Raw genomic sequence first — 23,132 nt, forward strand, 5'->3', positions numbered from 1 at the left:
CCGAGGAAAGGATTGAACGCTGCCATGGAACGTTATGAGATCCTCCGGAAGATCGCCGCCGAACTGGAGCGTGGCGAGGTGAGCTTCCCAACGCATGCGCTGGTCGCGATGAAGCTGCAGCGCGCCCTTGGCGATCCCGATTGCCAGGTGGACGAGGCGACTCGCCTGATCAAGGCCGAGCCCTTGCTGGCGGCGAGGGTCGTGGCACTCGCCAACTCGACGGCCTTCGGCGCCTCCGGCCGGGCCATCACCGACGTCCGCAGCGCGGTACTGCGGCTCGGTTTTCGCTACCTGCGCTCGTTGGCGACTGCCGTCGTCACCCGCCAGCTGGCCGTGACCACATCGGCTGCCGACCGCCAACTGGCAGCGCGACTGTGGGAGCACACCGCGCACGTGGCGGCGCTGGCGCATGTCATCGCCCGCAAGGTGACGCATCTCGACCCGGAGACGGCGATGTTCGCCGGCATCGTCCACGAAGTCGGTGCCTTCTACCTGATTTCGCGCGCCGGCGAGTATCCGGGCCTGCTCGACGAGGATTTTTCGGCGTGGACGGAAACGGGCGAAGCCGATGTCGGGCGTGCCGTGCTCAAGGCGCTGTCTGTCCCGCAGGCGGTCATCGACGCGATCGAGGTGTGCTGGCAGGGCTTCCTGGCCATGCCGCCGACGTCGCTTGGCGATACGCTGCTGCTCGCCGACGAGCTGGCGCCCGTCGAAAGCCCGCTGCGCGACCTCGACGGCTGCCCGCGCGAAGGCATGGCGGCATCGATCGACATGCTGATCGGCGAGGAAACGCTGAGCGAAATCATGCAGGAGTCGGCCGAGGACGTGCAGTCCCTGACGGCGGCGCTGCGCCTGTAAGAACCGGCGCACGGCGCCGACGAGTCCGAGTTCGCCGGCAGCGTCATCGCCCGCTTTCACGATCTCGCCAGGAGCTGCGCGCTGAGCGAGGACGAAGCCAGGAAGCACGCTGCCGAGACCTTGCGCCAGATGCGCTACAGCGGCGGCGAGTACTTCTTCATCCTCGATACGCAACACCACTTCGTGATGCACCCGGTCAAGCCGGAACTGGAAGGCAAGAGCGGCGCCGAGATGCGCGATCCAAGTGGCAAGCCGCTGATCCAGGAACTGGTGCGAACGGCTCTGGCCAGCGAGCGTGGCGGCGCCGTCGACTACGCTTTCGCCAAGCCCGGCAGCGACAAACCTGTCGCCAAGGTCAGCTACGCGGCCCAGTTCAAGCCCTGGGGCTGGGTTTACGGGACCGGCATCTACCTCGACGACGTCGACCAGGCCTTCCGCAGCCAGGCGATCAACTCGTCGTTGATCATCGCGCTGGTCGTTGCGCTGCTCGCCGGCGTTTCCTTCGTGATCGGCCGCGGGGTGCTGCGCCAGCTTGGCGGCGAGCCGGCGGACGCCTCGGCGATCGCGCTGCGCATTGCCGCCGGCGATTTGAGCCAGGAGCTGCACGCCGACCGGCTCACCAGCGGTAGTCTGATGCAGTCGATCACGCAGATGCAGAACCGCCTGCGCGGACTGATCGCCGACATCGACCGGCTGGCCGGTGCGCTGGCCAGCCGCGCCAGCCAGATTTCCGTGGCCACCGAGGAAACCAGCCGCGCTGCCGAGGAGCAGGCCAACTCGACGTCGGCCACCGCCGCTTCGATCGAGGAACTGACGGTGAGCATCAACGAGGTGGCGCAGAACGCGCACGCCACCGGCGAGAACTCGAGCGCTGCCGCGACCAGCGCCGAGCAGGGACGAGTGCTGGTCAGTGCTTCCGCCGACGAGATCGAGAAGATCTCGGCGATCGTCGCCCGCTCTTCGGAGCAGATCGGGCAACTGGCGACGCGTTCGCGGGATATCGGCGGCATCGCCAGCGCGATCAAGGAGATTGCCGAACAGACCAATCTGCTGGCCTTGAACGCGGCCATCGAGGCGGCGCGCGCCGGCGAACAGGGTCGGGGATTTGCCGTCGTCGCCGACGAAGTGCGCAAACTCGCCGAACGTACGAGCAAGGCCACCAACGAAATCGCCGCCATGGTCGTCAGCGTCCAGGCGGATACCGAAATGGCGGTCGAGGCGATGGCGGAGGCCGCCCCGCAAGTCACCCTGAGCCTCGACAAGGCACGTGCGGCGAGCAGCGTGCTCGCGGAGATCCACCGGCAAGCGCAGGAGTCGAGCGAGCGCGTGCATGAGGTGGCGATGGCGACCCGAGAGCAGGCCACCGTCGCCAACGACGTCGCGCGCCATGTCCAGCACATCGCGTCGATGACCGAGGAAACGACGGCGACGATGCGCGGCAACGCCGCCTCGGTGGTCGAACTCAAGCAACTCGCCAACCAGCTACGCGAAGCGGTGGCCTATTTTCGCGTCGCCTGAGTTCGCCGGGCCTCAGGCTCTGAGCAGCCTCAGGCTCTGAGCAACTCCTCGCGCTGGCCGAACCACCGCCGCAGGTGACGCCCGACGCGTTCGGGATCGTTGCGCAGCCACTGCACCGCCATCTGCTGCGCCAGTTCGACGAGGTCGGCATCGCTTTCGAGGTCGGCGTAGCGCAGCAACGGCACGCCCGACTGGCGGCTGCCGATGAACTCGCCGGGGCCACGCAGGCGCAGATCCTGTCTGGCGATCTCGAAGCCGTCGGTGTGCTCGAAGATGATCTTCAGCCGCGCCCGTGCGGTCCGTGACAGCGGTTGCTGGTAGAGCAGCACGCAAACCGACTCCTCGGCGCCGCGACCGACTCGCCCACGCAACTGGTGAAGCTGCGACAGGCCGAAGCGCTCGGCGTGCTCGATGACCATCAGGCTGGCGTTGGCCACGTCGACGCCGACTTCGATGACCGTCGTCGCCACCAGCACGTCGATCTCGCCGGCGACGAAAGCGGCCATCACGCTTGCTTTCTCGTCGCCCTTGAGGCGGCCATGGACGAGACCGACGCGCAGATCGCTCAGTTCGGCGGTGAGTGCAGCCCAGGTGTCGAGTGCCGCCTGCAGTTCGAGCTTCGCGGATTCCTCGACCAGCGGGCAGACCCAGTAGGCCTGGCGGCCGCCAGCGACGACGGCGCGTACCGCCGCAATGACTTCGGCCCGGCGCGTGTCCGAGAACAACCGGGTCTTCACCGGCGAGCGACCCGGCGGCAGTTCGTCGATCACCGAGACGTCGAGGTCGGCGTAGTAGCTCATCGCCAGGGTACGCGGGATCGGCGTCGCCGACATCATCAATTGGTGCGGATTGACGCCCTTGCGTCGCAACTCGAGGCGCTGCACGACGCCGAAGCGATGCTGCTCGTCGACGATCGCCAAGCCGAGACGGGCGAAATCGATGCTTTCCTGGATCAGCGCGTGCGTACCGACGACCAGTTGCGCGCTCGTCGCGACCTGTTGCCGCTTCGCCTGCCTGGCTTTGCCGCCGAGACTGCCGGCCAGCCAGCTTACCTCGATGCCGAGCGGCTCGAGCCAGGCGCGCAGCTTGCTGTAGTGCTGCTCGGCGAGGATCTCCGTCGGTGCCATGAAGGCCGTCTGATAGCCGGCCTCGATCGCCTGGCAGGCGGCCAGTGCGGCGACGATCGTCTTGCCGCAACCGACGTCGCCCTGCAGCAGCCGCTGCATCGGGTGCGCTTGTTCGAGGTCGGTGGCGATCTCGGCGGCGACCCGCCGCTGGGCGCCGGTCAGGGCAAAGGGCAGCGCCGCCTGCAGCCGACGGGCGAGTTCGCCGGCTACGGCGAGCACCGGCGCGCCCTGACGCCGACGCGCCAGCGAGAGGCGACGCAGCGCCAGTTGCTGCGCCAACAACTCGTCGAACTTGATTCGCCGCCAGGCCGGATGCGCGCGCGCCTGCAGCGCCGATTCGTCGACGGCCGGCGGCGGCGAGTGCAGAAACGCGACCGCCGCCGGCAACGATGGCAGCGCGTGCTGCTCGCGCCAGCCGTCTGCCAGCAGCTCGGCCAGATCGGCAGCCCGTAGCGCGCGCGCGATCAGGCGACGCAGCGTGCCCTGCGCCAGGCCGGCGGTGCTCGGGTAAACCGGCGTCAGCGACGGCGGCAGCGCGTCGACGTCGCTCTCGCCCCCGTTCTCGTCGTCGGACAGGAAACGGTAGCGCGGGTGCACCATCTCGCGGCCGAGGAAGCCGTCGCGTATCTCGCCGAAGATGCGCAGCCGGCGCCCGGCGTCGCGCGCTGCCTCCAGGCCGCTCTTCTGGCTGCCGTAGAAACTCAGGAAGCGCAGAAAGAGCGTGCTGCCTTCGCCGCCGGCGTCACTGACGCGTGCCACAAGCTGACGTCGAGGCGCCTGCCGGAGCGCGACGTCGAGAACCACGGCTTCGACCTGCACCGGCCAGCCGACGGGCGCCTCGGCGATCGGCGTGACGCGCGTCTCGTCCTCGTAGCGCAGGGGAAGATGGAGGACGAGGTCGTCCGGTCGTTCGATACCGAGCTTGCGCAACCTGCTCCTGATTGCCGGCGGCGCGTCGATCTCGTCCGCCGTCGGCATCAGCCGCCGACCACCATCACCGCGTCGGCCTCGACCAGCGCGTCGCGCGGCAGGCTCGCGACCCCGACCGCGGCGCGTGCCGGGAAGGGCTCGGAGAAGTAGCAGCCCATGACCTCGTTGACCGTCTTGAAATGCGCCAGGTCGGTAAGAAAGACATTGAGTTTGACGACATCCGCCAGTGAGCCGCCGGCGGCTTCCGCCACCGCCTTGAGGTTGTCGAAGACACGCACGATCTGGGCGTCGATGCCCTCGGCGAGTTGCATGGTCGTCGGGTCGAGGCCGATCTGCCCGGAAAGATAGACGGTATCGCCCACCTTGACGGCCTGCGAATAGGTGCCGATTGCCGCCGGCGCCAAGGTGCTTGAAATGATCGTTCTGGCCATGGTGCTGTCCTCTACAATGGGATTGAAACGGGAGATAGTAAATGACGACCGCGATCATCGCCAACCTGGAAAAACTGCTCGGCGGCCCGCGCGATGGGGCCCTGCTGCGCTATTCACTCGGCAACGAGTATCTCAAGGCCGGCAACGCCGCCGTCGCCGCCAGTCATCTGCGGGCAGCGGTCGAGCGCGACGCCGGCTATTCGGCGGCCTGGAAGCTGCTCGGCAAAGCCCTCGCCGAGAGCGGCCAAAGCACTGAAGCGCTCGCCGCCTACGCGCAGGGAATCGTCGTCGCCGAAGCGAAGGGCGATATCCAGGCGGCCAAGGAGATGGCGGTTTTCGCGCGGCGGCTGCGCCGTCAGACGCCGGCCAACGGCGGCTGATCGATCAGGGCTTGCCGCCCGGACCCACCAGCGTCAGTGCGTCGAGCCCGAGTGCTTTCAGCTTGCGGCGCGCCGCCTCGGCTTCCGCACGACTGCGGAACGGCCCCACCCGCAAGCGCGTCTCGAGCGAGGCGGGAATACCTTCCTGCGCCAGCTTCGCCTGCACTTCCTCGGCCCGGGCGAGGTCCGGAAAGACGCTCGATTGCCAGGCATAACCGGTCGCCGGACGCGGCGCTGCCGGCGGCGCTTCGCCTGCCGCGGGAACGCCGCCGCTGGCGGGCGCCTTCGGCGACTCTGCCGCGGGCGGCGGCGGCACTGGCCTGGCGATGCCTTCGGAACGCGGCACCAGGGCGACGGCCGTTCGCGATCGGTCAAGCGGTGCAGCGGTCGCTTCCGGCTCCGCCGGCACCGGGACGGCCGCGGGTGCTTCGGCAGGTGCTTCGGCGGGTGCTTCGGCAGGTGCTGCGGCGGGCGTCAGCGCCTGCACCAGTTCCCGCTTTCTGACCGGAACGGGTTCGCTGAACTGGGGTGTCACCGGCTCATCGGGCGTGTTTACCGCGTCGAACACCGCCAGCGCCGCCAGCAAGGCCAGGATCATCAGCCCGGCAAGACCCATTCGCCAAAGCAACTGGCGCTTGAGGTCGGACGGGCCATTCTCGTCAGCGCCCGCAATGGGTGCTGGTGCCGGCTGTGCGAGCGGCGGCGGCGCCTTGCCTGTCTGTCGGGTTGCCATGACCTGCCCGCGCTTTCCTCTCAGATGCCTTCGTTGCGACTGCGTGCGAGCGCAACGACGAGGTCCGCCTCAGCCCGCGCAATGCCACAGTGATGGGCGATGGTGGTCGCGTCGTGCCCCTGAACCGCCATCTGCATCGCGCCGTTGTACACCGGCGAGCTGGCCTCCAACGCAGCGCCCTCCGTCTGCGCCAACTGGCGCCGAAAATCCTCGCGCGCCGCCAGGACTTCGCCGCGCAATTCGTCGACCTCGCAGCGCAGTTGATAGACTTCCCGTTGCAGCGCGTCAATCAGCACCTGCCCGGGAATCTCCGGCGGCGGCTCGTTCCAGGGAAACTCGGGCGCGTCGGCAGCGACCCGGGGGGTGGTCTCGACGGCGGCAGCGGCCGCCACCGGCGCTTCCGGTGCGACCGGTTCCACCGGCGTGACGGTGGGGATCGACTCCGGATCCTGGGCCGCCGCATAGGCAGCGACAGCCGACTGCGCCACGCGCGGCGATACGCCGGCCACGCGCAGTTCACGTTGCAGGCGCCGCATGCGCAAGAACATGACCAGGATGTATAGCACCAGGAGTGCGATGATCGCGATCAAGCCTTCGCGCCAGCCCAGACTGCTCAGCAGGTCGATATCCATTGCGCGCCTTCGTGACTGTCTCGGGGAGACATTATGCCAGACACCTGCCCGGCCTCAACAGCCGTCTTGCCGCCGCCGGCGCTCGCGCCCGGCTCGTCGCCGGGCGTCGAGGACTCGACCGGATCTCGACCACACGGCGGCCGGACGAAAAAAAACCTCGTCCGGAAACCGGACGAGGATCGGGCGACGGGCAGCAGCGATCTAGCGGATCGCTTCGAACAGCCCGGCGGCCCCCATGCCAGTGCCGATGCACATGGTCACCATGCCGTAACGTTGTCCGGTACGCTGCAGCCCATGCACCAGCGTGGCGGTGCGGATGGCGCCGGTGGCACCGAGCGGGTGACCCAGGGCGATCGCGCCGCCGAGCGGGTTGACTTTCGCGGGATCGAGGTCGAGGGTGCGCATCACGGCCAGCGACTGCGCGGCGAAGGCCTCGTTGAGTTCGAACCAGTCCACCTCGTCCTGCCTGACTCCGGCCTGCTTGAGCACGCGCGGAATCGCCTCGATCGGGCCAATACCCATGATCTCGGGCGCCACGCCGGCCACCGAGAAACCGGCAAAGCGAGCCAGCGGCTTGAGGTCGAACTGCTTGACGATCTTTTCCGAAACGACCAGCACGGCGGCCGCACCGTCGGACATCTGGGAACTGTTGCCGGCAGTCACCGAACCGCGCGCAGCGAAAACCGGCCGCAGCCGGGCAAGGCCCTCGAGGCTGCTGTCGGAACGTGGCCCCTCGTCATTCTCCGCCAAGTACTCCTTGACGGCCACTTCGCTGGTACGCAGGTTGGGAACGCGTGCCTTGACGGCGTAGGGCGAAATCTCGGCCCGGAAGTGGCCGGCGGCGATCGCCGCACAGGCTTTCTGGTTCGAGGCGACGGCGAAGGCGTCCTGATCGTCGCGCGAGATCTTCCACTGCGCGGCGACCTTTTCGGCGGTGATGCCCATCCCGTAAGCGATCGAGTAGTTCTCTTCCTTCTCGAAAATGGCCGGGTTCAGGGCGATCTTGTTGCCCATGATCTGGTTCATCAGCGACATCGTTTCGGTGCCGGCGCCGATCATCACATCGGCTTCGCCAAGGCGGATGCGGTCGGCCGCCATCGCCACCGCCTGCACGCCGGAAGCGCAGAAGCGGTTGACGGTGATGCCGGGCACCGAGTTCGGCAGTCCGGCCAGCAGCAGGCCGATGCGGGCGACGTTCATCCCCTGCTCCGCCTCCGGCATCGCGCAACCGACGATGACATCCTCGACGAGCGCTGGGTCGAGCCCAGGCGCCTGCGCCATCACCGAGCGGATGGCGTGCGCCAGCATGTCGTCCGGGCGAACATGGCCCAACATGCCCTTGCGCCGGCCGACCGGCAGGCGCGTCGCGGCAACGATGTAAGCGTCCTGAATCTGTTTGTTCATGATCTGTTCTCCTTGCTCGCTCAGTTACGCAGCGGCTTGCCGGTTTCCAGCATGTGCTGGATACGCTGCTGGGTTTTCGGGTTCTTCAGCAGTTCGACGAAGAGTTTGCGCTCGACGCTCAGCAACCACTGCTCATCGACCAGTGAGCCGGTCTCGATGTCACCGCCGCACAGCGCCGTTGCCGCCGCCTTGGCGACTGCGTAGTCATGCGCCGAAATCATGCCGCCTTCCTTCATGTTGGCGAGCATCATCTCGCAGTTGGCAATGCCGGTACGACCGGCGACCTTGATGGCGCGCGGCGACAGGCGTGGGTAGTAGCCGCCTTCGGCCAAGCCGCGTGCTTCGCGCAGCGCGACGTAGAGCAGTTCGTTGGCGTTGAAGACGACCTTGTCCGTTTCGCGGGCGAAGCCGAGTTCCCTGGCCTGCGCGCCGCTCTTCGACACCGTCGCCATGGCGATGGTCATGAACACCGGCTGGATGAACTCGAAGGGATCGTTGCCGCCAGTCTTCGCGGCGTATTGCGCGGCGCGGATGGCGAACTCCTTGCAGCCGCCCCCAGCGGGGATCAGGCCGACGCCGGCTTCGACCAGACCGATGTAGCTCTCCAGCGCGATGACCCGTTTAGCCGCGTGCATCAGGAACTCGCAGCCGCCACCGAGGGCCATTCCCTGCACGGCCGCGACCACCGGCACCTTGGCGTACTTGAGGCACATCGATGCGTTCTGGAACTCGGCGACGTATCTTTCCAGAAGCTCGAACTCGCCGCCGGCGATCGCCTCGGCAACTTCCTTGAGGTTGGCGCCGAAGGCAAAAGGCGCCTCGTGCCAGAGAACCAATCCCTGGTAACCGGTCTCGGCACGGGCAACGGCTTCCTGCAGACCGACGATGACGTCGCGCCCCAGCGTATGGTTGCGCGTCTTGATGCTGACGATGGCAATGCCATCGTCGACCTGCGGCAAGGTCCACAGGCGAACGCCCTCGTTCTCCCACACCGTCGTGCCGGCGACGGCCTTTTCGCCGAGGACGCGCTCCGGAAAGACCTGTCGCCGATAGACCGGCAGAGTCGAGCGCGGCCGGTAGGCGTCGGCGCTCGCCGAGTATGAACCCTGTGCGGTATGCACGCCTGCCTGCGCCACTGGGCCGAAGACCCAGGCCGGCAGCGGCACCGGACTCATCGCCCGACCCGCGTCGATGTCGGCCTTGACGGCGTCGGCGATCGCCTGCCAGCCGGCAGCCTGCCAGCTTTCGAACGGACCCTGCGCCCAACCGAAGCCCCAGCGCATCGCGAAATCGACATCGCGCGCGTTGTCGGCGATGTCGGCCAGGTGGAAGGCGGTGTAATGAAAGATGTCGCGGAAGATCGCCCACAGAAACTGTGCGTGCGGATGCTCGCTGGCTCGCAACTGGGCGAACTTCTCGGCGGGGTTGCGGTTCTTCAGGATGGCCAGCACCGTCGGATCAATATCGGCAGCGCTGTCGCGATAGTCCTGCAGTGAAAGGTCGAGCACCTTGATCGCGCGGCCATCCTTGCGGAAGATGCCGCAGCGCGTCTTCTGCCCCAGGGCCCCTTTGCCGATCAGCGCAGCCAACCAGCCCGGCACACCGTAATAGCCATGCCACGGGTCTTCCGGCAGGGTGTCCTGCATGGTCTTGATGACGTGCGCCAGGGTGTCAAGGCCGACGACGTCGGCGGTGCGGTAGGTGGCGCTCTTCGGACGACCGATGATCGGGCCGGTCAGCGAATCGACGACATCAAAACCGAGTCCGAGCCGCTGGGTGTGGTGCATGACGGCCAGCATCGAGAAAACTCCGACACGGTTGGCGACGAAGTTCGGCGTGTCGAGCGCGCGCACGATACCCTTACCGAGGCGCGAGACCAGCCACGACTCGAGGTTGTCGAGGAGCGACGGATCCGTGCTGCGGGTCGCGACCAGTTCGACAAGGTGCATGTAGCGCGGTGGGTTGAAGAAATGAATGCCGCAGAAGCGCGAACGCAGCGCCTCCGGCAACCCTTGCGACAGGCGGTTGATCGACAGGCCCGAGGTATTCGAGGCGATGATCGCGGTCGGCGCGATGAACGGCGCGATCTGGCGATACAGGTCGTCTTTCCACTCCATCTTCTCGGCGATCGCCTCGATGATCAGGTCGCAGTCTTGGAGTTGATCGAGGTGCTGCGAGTAGTTGGCGGCGTCGATGTAGGTGACGCGGTCCTTCGTAGCCAGCGGCGACGGCTCGAGCTTTCTCAGCGCGTCGATGGCTTTCCTGACGATTCCGCTGGGATCGCCTTCCTTGGCCGGCAGGTCGAAAAGCACCACCGGCACTTCGGCATTTGCGAGGTGCGCGGCAATCTGCGCGCCCATCACGCCCGCTCCGAGTACGGCGGCCTTGCGTACGATGAAGTTGCTCAAGCTGTCCTCCTTTTGTAGTCTGGGTCGTCTACGCTCGCCGGGAACACCCCGCAGCGGCTCTGCACAAAACCGCTAAAACGAACGTTTGAATTATACGCCGTTGGGCTGGCGCGTCAAGCCGTAATCGGCGTTGGTGACTTCCGGGAGGCAGGTTTGTCAGGCAAAAAAAAAGCCCCGGAAACCGGGGCTTTTTTTGCCAGGAGGTGTGCGCTGCGATCAAAAAGCCAGCGAGTACTGCGCGCCAAGAATCCAGACGCTGGAATCGTAGTCGCCGATCACGGTGCCACGATTCGTCAGCGGATTGGCTGTCGTTTCGTTCTTGTTGATCTTCGTATCCGAAATATAGAGATAAGCCAGGCCAAGTTCCAGAGTCTGTTCCTTGGCTGGCTTCCACTGTGTGCCGAAGGTGAACCACGTACGGTCGTTGTCCGGCAGCGAAGTCAGGCGAGATGTCGAATTCTTGACCGGGGTCTGGTCGTAGGCCAGTCCGAACTGGAGTCTGAGCGCCTCGGAAAGGGAATACGTCGCCCCCAGGGCAATCCGGTACGTGTTCTGGAAGTTCGCATCGAGAGTCTGAGCGAGTGCGCCGCTCTGTGGTCCCGAGGTTCGGTAGATGTCGACATTCTTGATCGAACTCCACCCCGTCCAGGAGACGTCGCCCAACAGTTCCCAGCGATCGCTCAGCTTCTGCGTCACGCTCAGGATGAAGGTGTCCGGCACCTTGAGGTCGGCCTTGACGTCACTGGCTCCGCCGGCATTTCTGAGCGCAACCGCTGTGGCGTCACCCGCCCGCGTACCGTCACCGGTCAGCTTCACCTTGCCCTCGGTATGATACTGGATGGTCGAGCGGTACGAGAGACCGACCTTGGTCGCCGGCGAGAGCGTAAACAGCGCGCCAATGTTCCAGCCCCAGGCGTCATCATCGATGCTCATATGCGATGTCACCTGCGGCAGGGCCCCAAAGCGCGGCGAGCTGTTGATGGCTAGCCGCCGATAATAGTCGGCCTCGATTTTCTGCCAGCTGACACCGGCACCCAGTGACACCATGTCGTTCACCTTGAAGGCAATCGACGGATTGATGTTCATCGTCTTGATGTCGAATTCATTGGACTGCGCACTTCCGCGCCAGGGCTCGTCGTACTTGGTTTTCAGCCCGAACGGCGCGCCAATCCCCAAGCCAACATAAAGATTTGGGGTCAGCGCCCAGGAGAGATAACCATTCGGAATATAACCCCAGTTGCCGGCGTCGCCACCGTCACCGGCACCCATCCGCCCGCCGGGGCCGAACTCGCCCACTTGGGAACCCTTGTCGTCGAACTTGAAGCTGGCCTTGACCGCCGTCAAGCCGCCGGAGACTGCGCGCGGCCCAAGTTGCGTCATCCCCGCCGGGTTCCAGAAGATTGTGCTGGCATCGTTGGACTTCGCTGCCGAGCCGGCGTAGGCATTGCCCAGGCCGCTCCCCTGCTCCAGCAACTGAAAGCCTGAGGCGCCCACCGCGCCGGAGAAGACTCCCAGCAGCAGCGCTGGAATCAATTTCATCGAGATCTGTCGCGACATGTTCAACTCCCCCTAGGATGTGATCGGTTCGTGGCTTTTCTACCACTCGTTACAAGCGATTTGCCCGACCATCCTAGAACCACTTGCAAGAAAAATCTCTAACTACATGACTCCTGGTAACTGCTGCTTCTCTCCGTGTTGGTTTATCGCAACATAAGTCAATACAGCTTCGGTCACTTTCACCGTGATCGGCTGTGCCGGGTGGCGCTCGGCGTAAACCTCGACCCTGACCTTGATCGACGTGCGGCCCGTGTCGATGACTTCGGCAAAGAAGCTCACGACATCGCCGACCGACACCGGTTGCTTGAACAGGAAGGAGTTCACCGCCACGGTTGTGACGCGACCGCGTGCCCGATGCATCGCAGGAATCGCGCCGGCCACATCGACCTGCGCCATGATCCAGCCGCCGAAGACGTCGCCCTGCGGGTTGACGTCCGCCGGCATCGGCATGACACGCAGAATCGGTTGTTTGTCCGGCAACTGGCTGATCGTGTCAGGCATGTTGATTCCTCAGGTAGTTGAGCGGTCCGCCGGTAAAGGGAGCAAAGCCGGTGCCGAAAATGACTCCGGCATCAGCGAGGTCGGCGTCGGCGACGATTCCGTCGCTGACCAATTGCTGCGTACGTTCGAGCAGAGGCTTGACGAGGCGTGCCGCCAGACCGGCCGGCACTGCCCCGGCTGGCCCCTTGGCCGGTCGGCCATTGGGATAGTCGTAGAAGCCTTTGCCGACCTTCTTGCCGAGGTGACCCGCATTGAAGCGAGCAAGCAGACACGCCGGCGGCGTCGCCCCGGCGCCGGCAAGGCTGCTGCCGGCGGCCATGGCGACGTCGAGTCCGACCATGTCGATGAGTTCGATCGGACCCATCGGCATGCCGAAGGCGAGCATCGCTTCGTCGATGGTCTCCGGTGTCAGCCCTTCGTCGACGGCGCGCATCGCTTCGAGCATGTAGGGGCCGAGGACAGCGTTCACCAGGAAGCCCGGCGCGCTGCGCACCGGCAGCGGCAGACGGTCGATTTGTCTGACGAAGGCGTTGCCACGCTGGACAATCTCCGGATCGGAGCCCTCGGCGGCAACCACCTCGACGAGCGGCATCTTGGCGACGGGGTTGAAGAAGTGAATGCCGATCAGCCGCGCCGGCCGGGTCAGCACGCCACGCAGATCTTCGATCTTGAGGCTCGATGTGTTGGTCGCCAGCAGCGCCTCTGGCCTCATCACGCGTTCGAGGCTCGCCAGCAGTTCGCGCTTGGCGTCGAGGTTTTCGAAGATGGCCTCGATCACCACGTCGGCATGCCGGGCGCCATGTCCGTCGGGATCCGGTATCAGCCGGTCCATGATGTTGCGCAATTCGCGCGCATCGCGGACACGCTGGCGCCAGACCGCATAGGCACGCTGCAGCGCTGGAGCGATACGCTCCATGCCCTGATCCTGCAGCGTGACGCTCAGCCCGCGCAGCGCGCACCAGGCGGCGATGTCGCCACCCATCACACCGGCGCCAACGACATGCACGCGTCGCGCCCGAAACTCGGTACCTTTGCCGAAGCCCTTGAGACGCTCCTGGAGAAAGAACACGCGCACCAGATTGCGCGCTGTCGCTGAGCGAAAAATGTTGTCGATCAGTTCGGGGGCGGCCAACGCATTGCCCTGGTAACGAGCCCAGATGTCAATGATCGCATAGGGTGCCGGATAGTGCTCGGCGCGCGCACGCTTGGCCACCTGCTTCCTGGCACCTGCGGCGACCAGCCCCTTGAAAGGACCGTTGAGCAAACGTTGCAACATTGGCGGACGGCGGCGCGGCTGCTCCGCCAGCACCAGGGAGGCCGCCGCGTTGTCCATGACCCGCGCCGGCACGCAATCGTCGGCGAGACCAAGGCGCCTGGCCTTCTTCGCATCGATGGTCTTGCCGGTGAGCATCATGTCGAGCGCGGCCTGCGGGCCGATCCGTTCGGGCAGTCGCAACATTCCGCCCCAGCCGGGAACAATGCCCAGCATGACTTCCGGCAGGCCCATCCGCGTCGTCGGCTCGTCGACCGCCAGCAGGTAACGACAGGCCAGCGCCAGTTCGAGACCACCGCCGAGACAGTGGCCGCGCACCAGCGCCAACGTCGGATAGGAGACTGCCGCCAGACGGTTGAAGAGTTGCCAGCCGCGCGCGACCAGTTCGATGCCTCTCTCGGCGCTATCGACCAGCGAGAACTCCTGGATGTCCGCACCGGCGATGAAGCCGGCAGGCTTCCCGGAACGAAAAACTAGCCCTTTCGGTGGGTGGCTGTCGAGTTCATCGAGGATCCGCGCAAGTTCGTCCATCACCGCGGCAGATAGCGAGTTGGTGGACTCGCCGACCTTATCGAGAGTCGCCCAGACCACGCCTTCGGCGTTGACTTCGAGCTGCCAGTGCCGATAACTGTTCGAATTGATGTTCATCAGTTTCCCTTGTTGTTGCCGGCCGCTTGCGCTCAGGCCATGCTTTCGACCAGCATGGCCCCACCCTGGCCACCACCAATGCAAATGGCCGCCATGCCGCGCCTGGCCTCGGCAGTGCGCAGGGCGTGCAACAGATGCAGGACGATGCGAGCACCGGAAGCGCCGACCGGGTGGCCGACGGCGATGGCACTGCCATCGACGTTGAGACGTTCCTGGGAAACTGTGCCAAGCGCAGCCGGCAGGTCAAGCTGCTCTCGGCAGTACTCGTCCGACTCCCATGCGGCGAGGCAGCCGAGCACCTGTGCGGCAAAGGCCTCGTTGATTTCCCACAGGTCGACGTCGGCCAACGCAAGCCCCTGGCGTTGCAGGATCGGCGTTGCCGCGTGCACCGGGCCAAGACCCATCTGCGCCGGGTCAAGGCCGGCCCATTGACTGTCGATGATCCGACCGAGCGGTTGCAGATCCCACTTGTCGACAGCGGCCTGCGACGCCAGGATGAGCCACGCCGCACCGTCGGTAATTTGCGAGCTGTTGCCCGGGGTGACGCGGCCATACTTGCGGTCAAAGAACGGCTTCAGCTTGGCCAGCCCGGCCAGGCTCGAATCCGCACGCACGCCATCATCCTCGCCGTAGACCTTACCCCTGGCGTCGACCAGCGGCACGATCTCGCCGAGATGGCCGGCGGTGCGCGCGGCGACGGCCCGCTGGTGGCTGCGGACGCTGTATTGATCCATCTGTTCGCGAGAGATTCCGAAGCGCCAGGCGAGGTTCTCGGCGGTCTGTCCCATCAACAGGCCAATGACAGGGTCCGTCAGCCCCTTGAGCAGACCGATCACCGGCGACAGCAATTGCGACGGGCGCAGCCGGACGAAGGAGCCGATCTTCTGGCCGATCGTCTTCGCCTGCATCATCTGCGCGAACCAGCGCACCATCGCCTCGGAGTAGAGCAAGGGCGCATGCGACAGCGCGTCGACGCCACCGGCGAGGACCAGTTGCGAGCGCCCGTTCTGAATGTTGGCTATTGCCGAGTCGAGCGCCTGCATGCCGCTGGCGCAGTTGCGCATCACCGTCCACGCCGGCACCTTGTGACCACAGCCGAGACGCAACGCGACGACGCGGCCGATATTCACTTCGTCGGGCGACGGACTCGCACAACCGAGAATCACCTCATCGAGGTCATCTGGCGCGAAAGCCTGGCGTATCAGGAGCGCGCGTCCAGCCTGTACTGCCAGATCGCTCGCACTGAATGGCCCCGGGGCATTGCGCCCCTTGAGGAATGGCGTCCGAGCGCCATCGACGACATACACGGCCGGGAATTCCACTTGCTATCCTCCGTTTGCGCTGGTCAGCGAAAGACAGAGGCACGGAAGATCCGTGCCTCTGTCCGCAGCTGATGACGATCTAGGCTGCTTTGTGCAGCAGCGGCTGCTGCCGGGCACGGCCGAGATCGTGCGGGAAGTCGTCGACATGAATGACGATATCACGCAGTTCGTTGCGCCGCTTGAGCACGGCATATTCCGCCGCCGAGACTATGCCGGCCGCGAACGCGGCATGCGCGAGGTCGCGCACGTTGGCATCCGGGTTGTTCGCCAGCGCCCCACTCTTCTCGGCCGCGCGAATTCTGGCTTCGATCGGCTCGGCTTCGATGGTTGCGACGAGCGCCAGTTCGAGGGCGCCGACCGCCTCGCTCTCGGTCTTCGGTATGTAGGCCTCGGCCGTCAGCCGATCCCGTGAAGCCGATGGTTCGATCAGGAGCTTGGCGACCTTGTGGCCAATCCGGTCCGACGGGACGTCGTAGGGATGGCCGAGCGGGAAGACGATGCGATAGAGAAAACGACCGATCCAGCGCACCGGGAAATTGGCGATCACACCGTCAAACGCCATTTGTGCCTGGTACATCGCGTCCCACATGGCCCAGTGCATCAACGGCGCGTCAGCTTGCTGGCGCCCTTCCGATTCATACCGCTTAAGCGTGGCCGAACACAGGTAGAGCATCGACAGGATGTCACCCAGGCGTGCAGAGAGTTTTTCGCGGCGCTTCAGCTCGCCACCCATTACCAGCATCGAGATATCCGCGAGAAAGGCGAAGGCGGCCGAGAACCGCGTCAGTTGCTGGTAGTAGCGCCTGGTCTCGGGTGCGACGTTGTCCGGCACCGACACGAAGTGGGAGCCGGTCAGCCCCTTCCAGAGCGCGCCGACACCATGCCTGACGGTGAAGCCCACGTGACCGAACAACGCTTCGTCGAAGTCTCGCAGACCCTGAGCGCCATCCGCATTGAAGGCAGACTTCATTTCCTTCAACACGTAGGGATGACAGCGGATCGCCCCCTGCCCGAAGAGGATCATGCTGCGCGTCAGGATGTTCGCTCCCTCGACGGTGATGCCGATCGGTATTTGCTGATAGGCGCGACCGATGAAGTTCGATGGTCCGAGGCAGATGCCCTTGCCACCGACGATGTCCATGCCGTCGTTGACGACCTGACGGGCACGCTCGGTAACATGGTACTTGGCAATCGCCGAGACCACCGATGGCTTCTCCCCGAGATCGATGGCGCCGGCTGTCATCTTGCGCACCGCGTCCATCATGTAGGTGTAAGCGCCGATTCGCGTCAAGGGCTCTTCCACCCCTTCGAAGCGGCCGATTGCCGTCTTGAACTGGCTGCGCACGCGCGCGTACGCACCGACCGTGCGTGCCGTCAGCTGCGCCATGCCGGCATTCGATGACGGCAGCGAGATCGAGCGACCCGCCGCCAGGCACTCCATCAGCATGCGCCAGCCCTGCCCGACCATTGCCGGGCCGCCGATGATGTAGTCCAGGGGCATGAAGACGTCTTTGCCATGCGTCGGTCCATTCATGAACATGGCGTTCAAGGGGAAGTGACGACGACCGATCTCGGCACCCGGGGTGTCGCGCGGCACCAGGGCGCAGGTGATGCCAATATGCTTCTTGCCACCGAGCAGGCCGTCCGGATCGAAGAGGTGGAACGCCAGCCCAAGGATGGTGCACACCGGCCCCAGGGTGATGTACCGCTTGTCCCAGGTGACTCGCATGCCAATCACTTCCTTGCCCTGCCAGATGCCTTTGCAGACGATGCCGACATCCGGGATCGATGCCGCGTCGGAACCAGCCCACGGGCTGGTCAGCGCGAAAGCGGGAATCTCTAGACCCTTGGCCAATCGCGGCAGGTAGTGGTTCTTCTGCGCCTCTGTCCCATAGTGCAGCAGCAGTTCGGCAGGGCCGAGCGAGTTGGGCACCATCACTGACACCGACAGTGCGGAACACCGGGTGGACAACTTGGTCACGATCTGCGAATGGGCGTAGGCAGAGAACTCCAGGCCGCCGTATTTCTTCGGGATGATCATCCCGAGGAAACCCTTGTCCTTGATGAACTGCCACGCTTGCGGAGGCAGATCGTACAGTTCGCTGGTTACCTGCCAGTCGTCGACCAGCGCGCAGGCCTGTTCGGCCTCGTCGTCCATGAAGGATTGTTCCTCGGCGGTGAGTTTCGGCACCGGGTAGGCCAGCAGCTTGCGCCAATCGGGGTTGCCGCGGAACAACTCGCCATCCCACCACACAGTGCCGGCCTCAAGCGCCTCACGCTCGGTGTCGGACATTTGCGGCAAGATGCGCTTGTAGGTCTTGAAAACTGACCGGCTGATCAGCGCCCGCCGCAGCGGCCGAACGCTGAACAGCACGATCATACTCACCAGTGTGATCCCGATGAGTACCGAGATGACCGTTGTGATCATTGCTGTTTCTCCTGTCATTGGTTTTGGGTGTTGAATCGTGCATCGTGAAGCTTGCTACTGACATCCATGGCCATCTAGCGCGACGGCTCTTGTTGTTGGCTAGGCAAATCGATCGACTGCGGCAGTGGTGCCCGCAGTCCGCCGAGGAGGAAGGGCATCAGCCGTTGGGCCAGGCGCCTGGCCACGACCAGGTCGCCCGGACCATCGCTCCCGCTCTCGCCGGCGAGGTCCCCCAGTCCACAACCCGTCACGACCTGGAGCACGTCGGTACCGGCTATGGCATAGGACATCGCGCCGAGCATGAAATGCAGGCGCCAGACGATCTCCGCCTTCGGAACGTCGGGCAAGGCGCGAAACAATGCCAGCTTGTAGCGATCAATCACCTCCGCATACTCACCGGCAAAGAAGTTGCGAATGAACTCGGCCGGGTCGGTCAGGGTCCGCCCGAGCAGGCGCAGAAAGGTCATCCCGCCGAGCGCCTCATCCTCGCCCATGCGCAGCAGCGTTCCGAAAAAGGCTTCGAGGATCTGCGATGGCTTGAGCGGGGCCCCTCCAGCTTGCCCTTCTAGCCTGTCGAGCGCCTGCAGGCGCTCGCGGTTGAGCCAGGATAGTCTGCGGCGAAACACCTCGCGGAGCAGGGCTTCCTTCGATCCGAAATGGTAGTTCACGGCGGCCAGATTGACTTCAGCGGCGCCGGTAATCATCCGCATTGACGTCGCTTCATAGCCGTTCTCCATGAACAGGCGTTCGGCGATATCAAGAATGCGGTCGCGGGTGTCGTGAGTGGTTTTCTGATCGGACATGCACTTGCTGACCCTGGAAAGTTGAGACACGAAAAGCGGAGCTACCCGACAACCTGACTTCGCTCAAACGTTCGTTTGAATCTTAAGGTCATACGCCCGCGAATGCAAGACTTTTGTGCATCTTTGGGCATCGGGCTTGAGAGCGACCTTGGCAACAGGGCATACTCACCAGATCAACCACCCAATCGACAAGCCATCATCATGCGCCGCTCAGCCATCCCCTACCCTGCCGCCGATCGTGCGCCCACGGACGACAACCACTTATGGCTGACGTTGAACAAACTCGTCCCGTACCTGTGGCAGTACAAGTGGCGAGTGCTCCTGGCCCTGTCGTGCCTGCTTTCCGCGAAACTGGCCAACGTTGGCGTACCGCTGGTGTTCAAGGAAATGATCGACGGCCTTAGCGCTCCTCAGCAAGCAATGGCGCTGCCGGCGCTGTTGCTCCTGCTCTACGGTGCCCTACGCTTCTCCACTTCCCTGTTTGCAGAATTGCGCGAAATTCTCTTTGCCCGGGTCACACAACGCGCAGTGCGCCGGATCGCTCTCGAGGTATTTCGGCACCTGCATGCGCTCTCGCTGCGCTTTCATCTGCAACGACAGACCGGCGGCGTTTCGCGCGATGTGGAGCGTGGTAGCCGGTCAATATCGAGCCTTATCAGCTACACGCTCTATTCCATCCTGCCGACATTGGTGGAAATCACCCTAGTCCTGGCGATCCTTCTTGCTCGCTACGACGTTTCCTTTGTCCTGATAACGGTGGCATCACTCGCCGCTTATATCGTGTTCACTGTCAAGGTCAGCAACTGGCGTATCGGCATCCGACGCAAGGCCAACGAAGCCGACTCCGCGGCCAACACGCGCGCCGTCGACAGTCTGCTCAACTACGAAACCGTCAAGTACTTCAACAACGAGGAGTTTGAAGCGCGCCGCTACGACGCTCAGATGTGCCACTGGGAGGACGCCGCAACGCAAAGTCAGGTCTCGCTTTCCTGGCTCAACCTGGGGCAGCAGATCATCATCGCACTTGGTGTCACGGCAATGATGTGGCGAGCGGCCAGCGGCGTCGTGGCAGGCACGATGACGATCGGCGACCTCGTGCTCGTCAACGCCTTCCTGATTCAGCTCTACATGCCGCTCAACTTCCTCGGAGTAGTGTACCGAGAGATCCGGCAAGCCCTCGCCGATATCGAGCGTATGTTCGATCTGCTTGCCGTCAACCGGGAGATCGCCGACGCTCCAGGGGCCCTCACCCTGGACACCGGGCCACTCGAGGTTCGCTTCAACCAGGTCGAGTTCTTCTACGACGCGAACCGGCAGATCCTGCACGGGGTGGACTTCAACGTCCCGATCGGGCGAACCGTCGCTGTCGTCGGCGAGTCCGGTTCCGGGAAGTCAACACTGGCACGCCTGCTCTACCGCTTCTACGATGTCAGTGCCGGAAGCGTCTCGATCAACCGTACCGACTTGCGCCAACTGACACAGTCCAGCCTGCGCGCCGCGATCGGTATCGTGCCGCAGGACACCGTGCTGTTCAACGATACTATTTACTACAACATCCAGTACGGTCGCCCAGAGGCAAGTCACGAGGAAGTGGTGGCGGCGGCCGAAGCGGCGCAACTCGCCGGATTCATCGAACTGCTCCCTGATGGTTACCAAACCCGGGTCGGGGAACGCGGCCTGAAACTCTCCGGCGGCGAGAAACAGCGCGTCGCCATTGCCCGCGCACTCTTGAAGAACCCACCCTTACTCATTTTCGACGAGGCCACATCCGCCCTCGACTCGAAGACGGAGAAGGCAATCCAGGCGAGTCTCGACAACGCCGCGCGTGGCCGAACCACGTTGGTAATTGCCCACCGCCTGTCCACGATCATGAATGCGGACCAGATCCTGGTCATGGACGCCGGGCGCATCGTCGAAAGAGGATCACACCTTCAACTACTCGAAGACGGAGGTCGTTATGCCCAAATGTGGGCCTTGCAGCAGCTCGAAGAAACATCCAACGAATTGCCGGCAGGCGGGTTGCCAGTCAACCCGCCCCTGCCCAACTGAGCACGAAAAAGCCAGGCATTGCCTGGCTGTTCGCCGTCCTGACGACAACCCGCGTCAGGCGTCGCTGCCTCCGGAGCCAGCATCGCTGGCGGCCTCGGGCTGGTCGAGCAACTGGACGAACGCCATCGGTGCGTTGTCGCCGTCACGGAAACCGCATTTCAGGATCCGCAGATAACCGCCATTTCGCGTGGCGTAGCGCAGCCCGAGTTCGTCGAAAACCTTGACGACCATATCGCGGTCGCGCAGACGGTCGAAGGCCAGACGGCGGTTGGCGAGGCTCGGCTTCTTGCCCAGGGTAATGATCGGCTCGACCACCCGACGAAGTTCCTTGGCCTTCGGCAAAGTGGTCTTGATGGTCTCTTCGCGAAGCAGCGAGACGGTCATGTTGCGCAACATCGCCAAGCGGTGGGCGCTGGTACGATTCAGTTTGCGGAGACCCAAACGGTGACGCATATCAATTCCTTCCTGTTCTTTTCCGGCAGACTATTTCTCGAGCCCGGCCGGCGGCCAGTTCTCGAGCTTCATGCCCAAGGTAAGTCCGCGTGCCGCCAAGACTTCCTTGATTTCATTGAGCGACTTTCGGCCAAGGTTTGGCGTTTTCAGCAACTCGTTCTCCGTCCGCTGGATCAAGTCGCCGATATAGTAGATGTTCTCGGCTTTCAGACAGTTCGCGGAGCGAACTGTCAACTCGAGGTCATCAACCGGGCGCAGGAGCAGCGGATCCACCTGAACAGTCTTCTGATACTCGATGGGCATTGCCGTGCCAGCAAGGTCGGCAAACACCGAAAGTTGTTCCATCAGGATCCGGGCCGCGGTGCGGATCGCCTCTTCAGGTTCGATCGCGCCATTGGTTTCGATGTCCATGATCAGCTTGTCGAGGTCGGTCCGCTGCTCGACGCGCGCGCTCTCCACCGCATAGCTGACGCGCCGCACGGGACTGAATGAGGCATCCAGGACGAGTTTGCCAATACTCTTGCCGCCGTCGCCAAACTCGCGCAGGTTACCCGCCAGATAACCGCGCGACTTCTCGACCTTTAGTTCCATGGCCAGTTTCCCACCCGCGGAGAGGTGCGCAATGATGTGCTCGGGATTGATGATCTCGACGTCATGCGACACCTCGATGTCGGCAGCCCGCACGACCCCCTTACCTTCCTTCCGCAGGTGGAGAACGACCTCTTCCCGGTTGTGCAGCTTGAAGACAACGCCCTTCAGGTTCAGGAGGATGTCAACGACATCCTCCTGAACGCCATCGATCGTCGAGTACTCGTGCAGCACGCCGTCAATGCTCACCTCGGTCGGCGCATAACCAGGCATCGACGAAAGCAGAATACGTCGCAAGGCATTGCCGAGAGTGTGGCCATAGCCCCGCTCAAACGGTTCCATCACCACTCGTGCATGCACCGGCGACAAGCTCTGCACATCAATGATGCGCGGTTTAAATAGTCCACTGCTTTGCATGTACTGTCCTTTGCCTGATTCCGTCAAGCCTCACCGCGACTACTTCGAGTAGAGCTCGATGACGAGACTCTCGTTGATCGTCGGCGGCAGTTCGCTACGCTCTGGGTGCGCCTTGTAGACACCCTTGGCAGCCTTCGCGTCGACCTCGACCCACTCTGGAAAGCCACGAGCTTCGGCGGCCGCGAGCGCTGCTTTGACGCGAAGATGAGCCTTAGCCTTCTCGCAGACTTCAACGACGTCGCCGGGACGGACCTGATAGGACGGAATATTCACGCGGCGACCGTTGACCAGCACGCCATTGTGACGGACGACCTGACGAGACTCGGAACGCGAAGCCGCGAAACCCATGCGATAAGCCACACTGTCGAGACGAGACTCCAGTAACTGCAGCAGCACCTCGCCAGTGACACCCCGACGACGGTCGGCTTCCTTGTAGACCTTGCGAAACTGCCCCTCAAGAACGCCATAAATACGACGAATCTTCTGCTTCTCCCTGAGGTGGACGCCATAGTCGGACAGTCGCTGCCCAGACTTCTGACCATGCTGACCCGGTGCGTACGAGCGACGCTCGATAGCGCACTTGTCGGTAAAGCACTTTTCTCCCTTGAGGAACAACTTCTCGCCTTCACGGCGACACTGACGACACTTTGGGTCGAGGTTGCGAGCCACTTT

19 protein-coding genes and 1 pseudogene are annotated in these 23,132 nt (G+C 64.0%); 5 read left to right on the top strand and 15 right to left on the bottom strand.

Translation table 11 applies throughout. From position 1 onward, the window contains the following. Nucleotides 1-24 precede the first annotated feature (24 nt). From CAP2UW1_RS17110 to CAP2UW1_RS17115, 3 genes and pseudogenes are all read left to right on the top strand, one after another. Complete coding sequence (locus tag CAP2UW1_RS17110; protein WP_015767883.1) at nucleotides 25-858, top strand: HDOD domain-containing protein; 834 nt, start codon at nucleotides 25-27, stop codon at nucleotides 856-858. A 36-nt stretch (nucleotides 859-894) separates the two neighbouring features. Then, nucleotides 895-1,296 (top strand): annotated as a pseudogene (locus CAP2UW1_RS26210) (cache domain-containing protein); the annotation flags it as partial. Nucleotides 1,297-1,317: 21 nt separating this feature from the next. Continuing rightward, entirely contained in the window at nucleotides 1,318-2,376 is a 1,059-nt protein-coding gene (locus CAP2UW1_RS17115; RefSeq protein ID WP_366915832.1) for a methyl-accepting chemotaxis protein, read from the top strand. Nucleotides 2,377-2,405: 29 nt separating this feature from the next. Here the strand turns inward: CAP2UW1_RS17115 and recG are convergent, their stop codons facing one another. Together recG and CAP2UW1_RS17125 are read right to left on the bottom strand one after the other, a co-directional pair. Next, complete coding sequence (recG, locus tag CAP2UW1_RS17120; RefSeq protein WP_015767885.1) at nucleotides 2,406-4,481, bottom strand: ATP-dependent DNA helicase RecG; 2,076 nt, start codon at nucleotides 4,479-4,481, stop codon at nucleotides 2,406-2,408. Then, nucleotides 4,481-4,864, bottom strand: coding sequence for a RidA family protein (locus tag CAP2UW1_RS17125; protein WP_015767886.1), 384 nt, complete (start codon nucleotides 4,862-4,864; stop codon nucleotides 4,481-4,483). Before CAP2UW1_RS17125 ends, recG begins: the two co-directional genes overlap by 1 nt. Before the next feature lie 41 nt (nucleotides 4,865-4,905). Here CAP2UW1_RS17125 and CAP2UW1_RS17130 point away from each other — a divergent pair, with 41 nt between their 5' ends. Next, a complete protein-coding gene (locus tag CAP2UW1_RS17130) occupies nucleotides 4,906-5,244 on the top strand; it encodes a tetratricopeptide repeat protein (protein WP_015767887.1) in 339 nt (112 codons plus the stop codon). 4 nt (nucleotides 5,245-5,248) lie between these two features. Here the strand turns inward: CAP2UW1_RS17130 and CAP2UW1_RS24045 are convergent, their stop codons facing one another. From CAP2UW1_RS24045 to CAP2UW1_RS17180, 10 genes are all read right to left on the bottom strand, one after another. After that, nucleotides 5,249-5,977 carry an SPOR domain-containing protein gene (locus tag CAP2UW1_RS24045; RefSeq protein ID WP_015767888.1) on the bottom strand — a complete coding sequence of 243 codons (729 nt, stop codon included), beginning with the start codon at nucleotides 5,975-5,977 and terminating at the stop codon, nucleotides 5,249-5,251. 20 nt (nucleotides 5,978-5,997) lie between these two features. Further along, on the bottom strand, nucleotides 5,998-6,609 hold the full coding sequence (locus CAP2UW1_RS24050) for a DUF2802 domain-containing protein (RefSeq protein WP_015767889.1): 612 nt from the start codon (nucleotides 6,607-6,609) through the stop codon (nucleotides 5,998-6,000). Nucleotides 6,610-6,810: 201 nt separating this feature from the next. Then, a complete protein-coding gene (locus CAP2UW1_RS17145) occupies nucleotides 6,811-8,013 on the bottom strand; it encodes an acetyl-CoA C-acyltransferase (RefSeq protein ID WP_015767890.1) in 1,203 nt (400 codons plus the stop codon). Between the two features lie 20 nt (nucleotides 8,014-8,033). Further along, nucleotides 8,034-10,421 (bottom strand): 3-hydroxyacyl-CoA dehydrogenase/enoyl-CoA hydratase family protein, encoded by a 2,388-nt coding sequence (locus CAP2UW1_RS17150; protein WP_015767891.1) that lies wholly within the window; start codon nucleotides 10,419-10,421, stop codon nucleotides 8,034-8,036. Between the two features lie 216 nt (nucleotides 10,422-10,637). Beyond that, nucleotides 10,638-11,978 (bottom strand): OmpP1/FadL family transporter, encoded by a 1,341-nt coding sequence (locus CAP2UW1_RS17155; RefSeq protein ID WP_015767892.1) that lies wholly within the window; start codon nucleotides 11,976-11,978, stop codon nucleotides 10,638-10,640. Between the two features lie 102 nt (nucleotides 11,979-12,080). Next, nucleotides 12,081-12,479, bottom strand: coding sequence for an acyl-CoA thioesterase (locus CAP2UW1_RS17160; protein WP_015767893.1), 399 nt, complete (start codon nucleotides 12,477-12,479; stop codon nucleotides 12,081-12,083). Next, nucleotides 12,472-14,400 carry a 3-hydroxyacyl-CoA dehydrogenase NAD-binding domain-containing protein gene (locus tag CAP2UW1_RS17165; protein WP_015767894.1) on the bottom strand — a complete coding sequence of 643 codons (1,929 nt, stop codon included), beginning with the start codon at nucleotides 14,398-14,400 and terminating at the stop codon, nucleotides 12,472-12,474. The genes CAP2UW1_RS17160 and CAP2UW1_RS17165 overlap by 8 nt, the downstream gene beginning before the upstream one ends. Nucleotides 14,401-14,432: 32 nt before the next feature. After that, complete coding sequence (locus tag CAP2UW1_RS17170) at nucleotides 14,433-15,722, bottom strand: acetyl-CoA C-acetyltransferase (protein WP_015767895.1); 1,290 nt, start codon at nucleotides 15,720-15,722, stop codon at nucleotides 14,433-14,435. A gap of 79 nt (nucleotides 15,723-15,801) precedes the next feature. Then, complete coding sequence (locus tag CAP2UW1_RS17175; RefSeq protein WP_015767896.1) at nucleotides 15,802-18,150, bottom strand: acyl-CoA dehydrogenase; 2,349 nt, start codon at nucleotides 18,148-18,150, stop codon at nucleotides 15,802-15,804. Between the two features lie 74 nt (nucleotides 18,151-18,224). Further along, complete coding sequence (locus CAP2UW1_RS17180; RefSeq protein ID WP_015767897.1) at nucleotides 18,225-18,953, bottom strand: TetR/AcrR family transcriptional regulator; 729 nt, start codon at nucleotides 18,951-18,953, stop codon at nucleotides 18,225-18,227. A gap of 201 nt (nucleotides 18,954-19,154) precedes the next feature. Here CAP2UW1_RS17180 and CAP2UW1_RS17185 point away from each other — a divergent pair, with 201 nt between their 5' ends. After that, nucleotides 19,155-21,002 (top strand): ABCB family ABC transporter ATP-binding protein/permease, encoded by a 1,848-nt coding sequence (locus CAP2UW1_RS17185; RefSeq protein ID WP_015767898.1) that lies wholly within the window; start codon nucleotides 19,155-19,157, stop codon nucleotides 21,000-21,002. A 54-nt stretch (nucleotides 21,003-21,056) separates the two neighbouring features. On the opposite strand, the gene rplQ is transcribed toward CAP2UW1_RS17185, so the two are convergent. Genes rplQ through rpsD form a run of 3 tightly spaced genes read right to left on the bottom strand, consistent with a single transcriptional unit; the run spans nucleotide 21,057 to nucleotide 23,129 of the window. Then, the gene (gene rplQ, locus CAP2UW1_RS17190; protein ID WP_015767899.1) at nucleotides 21,057-21,455 is read right to left on the bottom strand and encodes a 50S ribosomal protein L17; all 399 of its coding nucleotides are present in this window, start codon (nucleotides 21,453-21,455) and stop codon (nucleotides 21,057-21,059) included. Nucleotides 21,456-21,485: 30 nt separating this feature from the next. After that, nucleotides 21,486-22,460, bottom strand: a complete 975-nt coding sequence (locus CAP2UW1_RS17195) for a DNA-directed RNA polymerase subunit alpha (RefSeq protein WP_015767900.1) — start codon at nucleotides 22,458-22,460, stop codon at nucleotides 21,486-21,488. Nucleotides 22,461-22,499: 39 nt separating this feature from the next. Then, nucleotides 22,500-23,129 carry a 30S ribosomal protein S4 gene (gene rpsD / locus CAP2UW1_RS17200; RefSeq protein WP_015767901.1) on the bottom strand — a complete coding sequence of 210 codons (630 nt, stop codon included), beginning with the start codon at nucleotides 23,127-23,129 and terminating at the stop codon, nucleotides 22,500-22,502. Between the last annotated feature and the right edge of the window lie 3 nt (nucleotides 23,130-23,132).

The sequence above is a fragment of the Candidatus Accumulibacter phosphatis genome (assembly GCF_000024165.1).
In the GTDB taxonomy this organism is placed as follows: Bacteria; Pseudomonadota; Gammaproteobacteria; order Burkholderiales; family Rhodocyclaceae; genus Accumulibacter; species Accumulibacter phosphatis.

Coding starts and splice junctions, on each gene's coding strand:
- CAP2UW1_RS17155 (WP_015767892.1), bottom strand. CDS start 11,978: ATGTCGCGACAGATCTCGATGAAATTGATTCCAGCGCTGCTGCTGGGA.
- CAP2UW1_RS17185 (WP_015767898.1), top strand. CDS start 19,155: ATGCGCCGCTCAGCCATCCCCTACCCTGCCGCCGATCGTGCGCCCACG.
- CAP2UW1_RS17180 (WP_015767897.1), bottom strand. CDS start 18,953: ATGTCCGATCAGAAAACCACTCACGACACCCGCGACCGCATTCTTGAT.
- CAP2UW1_RS24050 (WP_015767889.1), bottom strand. CDS start 6,609: ATGGATATCGACCTGCTGAGCAGTCTGGGCTGGCGCGAAGGCTTGATC.
- recG (WP_015767885.1), bottom strand. CDS start 4,481: ATGCCGACGGCGGACGAGATCGACGCGCCGCCGGCAATCAGGAGCAGG.
- CAP2UW1_RS17175 (WP_015767896.1), bottom strand. CDS start 18,150: ATGATCACAACGGTCATCTCGGTACTCATCGGGATCACACTGGTGAGT.
- CAP2UW1_RS17130 (WP_015767887.1), top strand. CDS start 4,906: ATGACGACCGCGATCATCGCCAACCTGGAAAAACTGCTCGGCGGCCCG.
- CAP2UW1_RS24045 (WP_015767888.1), bottom strand. CDS start 5,977: ATGGCAACCCGACAGACAGGCAAGGCGCCGCCGCCGCTCGCACAGCCG.
- CAP2UW1_RS17145 (WP_015767890.1), bottom strand. CDS start 8,013: ATGAACAAACAGATTCAGGACGCTTACATCGTTGCCGCGACGCGCCTG.
- CAP2UW1_RS17125 (WP_015767886.1), bottom strand. CDS start 4,864: ATGGCCAGAACGATCATTTCAAGCACCTTGGCGCCGGCGGCAATCGGC.
- CAP2UW1_RS17110 (WP_015767883.1), top strand. CDS start 25: ATGGAACGTTATGAGATCCTCCGGAAGATCGCCGCCGAACTGGAGCGT.
- CAP2UW1_RS17160 (WP_015767893.1), bottom strand. CDS start 12,479: ATGCCTGACACGATCAGCCAGTTGCCGGACAAACAACCGATTCTGCGT.
- CAP2UW1_RS17165 (WP_015767894.1), bottom strand. CDS start 14,400: ATGAACATCAATTCGAACAGTTATCGGCACTGGCAGCTCGAAGTCAAC.
- rplQ (WP_015767899.1), bottom strand. CDS start 21,455: ATGCGTCACCGTTTGGGTCTCCGCAAACTGAATCGTACCAGCGCCCAC.
- CAP2UW1_RS17195 (WP_015767900.1), bottom strand. CDS start 22,460: ATGCAAAGCAGTGGACTATTTAAACCGCGCATCATTGATGTGCAGAGC.